This window comes from Thermoanaerobacter sp. CM-CNRG TB177, from assembly GCF_018588165.1.
GTDB lineage: Bacteria > Bacillota > Thermoanaerobacteria > Thermoanaerobacterales > Thermoanaerobacteraceae > Thermoanaerobacter > Thermoanaerobacter thermocopriae.
Genome location: NZ_JAFCAC010000056.1, coordinates 43,008 through 47,739, shown reverse-complemented (window position 1 = coordinate 47,739; position 4,732 = coordinate 43,008). Strand labels below are relative to the sequence as shown.

Sequence of the window (4,732 nt, the reverse complement as noted above, 5' to 3'; positions counted from 1 at the left end):
GGGACGGTTCCTTCTGTCTGATTTTTTCAGATAAAAGGAACCGTCCCCCTTGTTCCACTGTGGGAAGAAGATGCAATTGACTTGCACTCATATGACTCCATTGGGATGAAATGATGGGGTGAATCGATTTAGTTTTCTTTTTAAAGTACATAAAACGCCAGAGACAAATGCAGGTGACAGTTCCTTTTATCCGATTTCTAGATTCCAAACAAAAAGAACCGCCTTCTTTGTTTGGATTATTTGTGTTAAAGTCCAAATTTTCGGATAATTTATTTTAAAAATCCCTGTGCTCAGCATAAAAATTGTTTAGGGGGAGGTGTCAATGGTGAGAAAGATAAATTTCGACCCCATCGTTAATCCAGCATTTTGTGGTTTAGCGAAAATATGCGGCGTTGAAATTAAGTAAAAATTAGGTGAGATGTGTAGTTTGAAAGACTACATATCTCACCCTCCTTTTTTCCTTGATCATAATTGGATTATAAGAAGGAGCGTGTTTTCGATGTATTATGAAAAGGCTAATGTTTATATTACTAATGACAAGAAAATATTATTTGATTTGAATAAATATGATATATACGAGATTGATGATGAAACTTTCAACTTATTTGAAGAAATATATTTTGAGGTAGAAAAAGGAGTTTTATTTGATGAAAACATTAATGAAAGCACTCCTAAAAAGAAAGAAATATATGAACTGTTGTTTAGATTTCGGAATTATAACAGTAGTGGAGAAAGAGAGACTACCCAGATAAGGATCCACACGAGCAATGAGTGTAACCTTAAGTGCAAGTACTGTTATGCAAACCATGGGGACTATAACCAAGGGCAAGCTATAATGACAGAAGAAATAGCGGAAAAAGTAGCTGATTTTATAAAGTTAAATTTTCCAAAAGTTAAAGTTATAGTATTTTTTGGAGGAGAACCTTTACTTGGATTTAAAGCTATAGGAAAGATATGTGAAAAAATGGGAAAAGAAACACATTACATTGTTAACACTAATCTTACGATTTTAAATGAAGAAATAATAAAACTAATTAACGAGTATAGTATAAATGTTACAGGAAGCATAGATGGTCCAAAGGAAATACATGATCTTAATAGGGTATATAAAAGGAACGGAAGAGGAAGCTTTGATATTGTTAGGCACAATGCTAGGAAACTTATGGAGGAAACAGAATATTTCGATACGGTGGATGCCGTATATACTCTTCCAGCTCAAAAAAAGTATTCTAAACATCAGATCGCAGAGTACCTTTACAAAGAATTTAAAGTAAAATATATTGCTATTGGCGATGTGATTACAGAAGATGAAACGCTTAAAGTAGAAAAGGAAAAGGTCCAAGATATAGAAAAAGAAGTTGAATATGTGTTTGACAATATAATCGCTGATAGGTTTATTTATCTAAATGAATACTCTCTTCCATTAATATCATTTTTCTCCAAATCATATAATGATAATTTTTGTACTACAGGTATCTCAAATATTACGATAACAGCCAGCGGGGATATATGGCCATGCCAATTGTTCATTGGGAGAAATGAATATCATATGGGGAAAATAGATTTTAACGACATTACAAACTTCGATTTTAAAAAATTCAATAAGGTGTCAGATAATTTTTACAAAATAAAGAAATCTAGATTTTCAGAATGTCAGAAATGTATTGCTAGATATTGGTGTGTAAAGTGCTTGGGAGCTATACAAAAAAATAACTTAGAAGAAAATATCATAACAAGTGAGTGTATAAATATACGGAAAATAACAGAAATAGTCTTAGAAAAATTAGGATATTACATTTTAAATGGCAATTTTGAAAAACTATACGGCAACCTAAGGAAAACAACAAAAGGAATTGAGGATAAATTTTTAAATGTTGTGTGAAAAGGAGTGAAAGACCTGTATGAGAGAATTTCTATTCAAGTATAAAAAAGAGTTTGTGCTTGCAGTATTTTTCTTAGTAGCTTCTGTATTGATAAATATTTACTTTGCTTTTATTTATAAAAAACTCATAGATGTAGCAACTACACGTGATTTGGTGAAATTTTATTCTGTTGTCAAATTCGCAGTAATGTTTACCATATTGGAAGCAGTAGTTGGATGGTTAAATAGAACAACTCGATTTCATTACATGAAAAAAACTTTGATATACCTAAAAGACAGGTTATTTAGAGCAATCATTAAAAAGGATGTGGAACATTTTAATGAAGTTAATACAGGTAAGTACATTTCAATTATTTCAAATGATGTAAAGATTGTAGAAGAGGATTATTTTAACAATTTCTTTAGGCTTTTAGGCAGTGCAGTAGGATTTGTGGCTGCATTAATTTCTCTATTTATATTAAGTTACAAAATAACTGTGATGATAATACTCATGGCAATTCTTAGTGTAATAATTCCTCGCATTTTTGATGATAAGATTGCTAAAATGAGAAACGATTATTCTGAGAGCTTAGAACTTTTTACTATAGAATCTAAAGATACTCTTACAGGACTTGAAGTGATAAAGAGCTTCGGGATAGAGGATAAAGTACATGAGAAGTTTTCAAAAGTTAATGAAGATGTGGAAGATAAAAAGCTTAAATACAGCGTGCTTTTAAATACCTCTGACACCATGTCAGAAATTTTAAGTAGCTTTATTTTCCTCTCTGTATTTGCAGTAGGTTTATACTTTAATATAAAAGGAGAGATGACTTTAGGAACGATGATTGCCTGTGTACAGCTTACCAATAACATAATTATGCCAATATACAGTATGGGTCAAAATCTCAACAGGATACTCTCATTAAAGAGCATATCACAGAAGATAAATGAAGTATTACAGGAAAAGGAAGAGAGGAATGATTATATACCAGTAAAATCTTTTAACGACTCAATAGAATTTAAAAACGTATCTTTTAGCTACACAGGGGAGACAAAAGCTTTGGATAATATAAACTTTACAATCAAAAAAGGAGGAAAGTACGCATTAGTAGGGACAAGTGGAGCAGGGAAATCCACAATACTCAAGTTATTGTTAAAACAATATGAAAACTATGAAGGAGAAATAAAATTAGATGGGATAGAATTAAGAAGAATAGACAAGAAAGACTTATTCAAGATAATAACCCTATTACATCAGAATGTATTCATATTTGACGGGACAGTAAAAGACAACATAACCCTATTTAATGACAGATACACGGATGAAGAAGTAGTAAGAGCGGCGAAGATAGCAGGATTAGGGCCGTTATTAGAGAAATTGCCAGAGGGGATATTAAGTGATGTAGGAGAAGGGGGAAAACTTTTATCGGGAGGGGAGAGGCAGAGGATAGCGATAGCTAGGTCAATAATAACAAATGCGTCAATACTGGCACTGGATGAAGCGACAGCGGCGTTAGACAATGAGACGGCGTATATGATAGAGAAGACGATACTAGATATGGACATAACAGCGATAGTTGTAACACACAGGTTGTGGAGTGAGCTACTCAAAAGGTATGACGAGATAATAGTATTAAGGGATGGAAGGATTGTGGAGAAAGGAAGGTTTGATGATTTAATGAAGATGAAAGGGTATTTTTACAGTTTGTTTAATATAGAGAAGCTGGATAAAGTAGAGGAGCGTATAGAAGAAGAGGGAATATATGTGGTGTAAGGTAAAGTGTTTTATAGAGGAGGATGAGCCAAAGTGAAGGCATTTTTGTTAAAATATAAAAAAGAATTTGTAATTGTAGTATTTTTTGCAATTCTTGCTGCTCTGATGAATGTTTTTGTAGCATTTATCTTAAAAATGTTTTTTGATGTAGCTACAATAGGCAGATTAGAGAATTTTTATACTGCCGTTGAAATAGCATTGGTTTTTGTGATTTTCAACAGCCTTGTACTCTGGTTGGCTCAAATATCTAAATTCGACTATATCAAAAAGAGCTTAATACATTTAAAAAATGTACTCTTTGAGAAAATTATAGGAAAAGATTTAAATCAATTTGATGAAGTAAATACCGGTAAATATATTTCAATTGTTTCCAACGATATAAACATGATAGAAGAAAATTATTTCAACAACTTTTTTGAACTGGTAAGCAGTGGAGTGGGATTTTTAGCAGCACTAATTGTTTTATTCATACTTAGTTATAAAATTACCTTTATAATAATTGGTTTGACAGTTTTAAGCATGTTAATACCGAGAGTTCTGGATAGAAAGATAAGCGATTTAAGATGAATTTTCTCACACAGTTTAGAAGAATATACGAGTATGGCAAAAGATATCCTCGCGGGGTTTGAGGTAATAAAAAGCTTTGGCATAGAAGGAAAGGCAAAAGAGAATTTTGAAAATGTAAATGAAGAAGTAAAGAAAAATAAGCTCAAATTCAATTTAGTACTGAATATGGCAGATGTAATTGGGTATTTTTTAGCTTTGGGTTTAATGTTAGTAGTGTTTAGATTAGGTATGTGGGAAGAAGATGCAATAGAACTACACTCCTATAATTCCATTGGGATGAAGTAATGAGTGAATCGATTTAGTTTCCTCTTTAAAGTACATCAAACGCCGGGGATGGTTCCTTTTGTCCGATTTTTAGGTTTCAAACAAAGAGAACCGTCCCCTTTGTTTGGATGATTTATGTTAAAATCCAAATTTTCAGATAATTTATTTTAAAAATCCCTTTTTAAATCCTGTACCACTGTATTTCACTGTTTTTGAAGCCATTTTACAAATTTAACCTGTTGTAACTTACAGTTACAAAATTAAAC

Annotated in this window: 2 protein-coding genes and 1 pseudogene; all 3 read left to right on the top strand. The window is 31.9% G+C overall.

Translation table 11 applies throughout. The features are described from left to right. Positions 1-499 precede the first annotated feature (499 nt). Complete coding sequence (locus I4N53_RS06090; protein WP_009052256.1) at positions 500-1,882, top strand: radical SAM/SPASM domain-containing protein; 1,383 nt, start codon at positions 500-502, stop codon at positions 1,880-1,882. Positions 1,883-1,901: 19 nt separating this feature from the next. Further along, a complete protein-coding gene (locus I4N53_RS06085) occupies positions 1,902-3,635 on the top strand; it encodes an ABC transporter ATP-binding protein (protein ID WP_009052257.1) in 1,734 nt (577 codons plus the stop codon). A gap of 33 nt (positions 3,636-3,668) precedes the next feature. Beyond that, positions 3,669-4,487 (top strand): annotated as a pseudogene (locus I4N53_RS12365) (ABC transporter transmembrane domain-containing protein). Positions 4,488-4,732: the final 245 nt, after the last annotated feature.

Bases quoted from the DNA above. Each gene is read 5' to 3' on its own strand.
- I4N53_RS06090 (WP_009052256.1), top strand. From the start codon at position 500: ATGTATTATGAAAAGGCTAATGTTTATATTACTAATGACAAGAAAATA.
- I4N53_RS06085 (WP_009052257.1), top strand. From the start codon at position 1,902: ATGAGAGAATTTCTATTCAAGTATAAAAAAGAGTTTGTGCTTGCAGTA.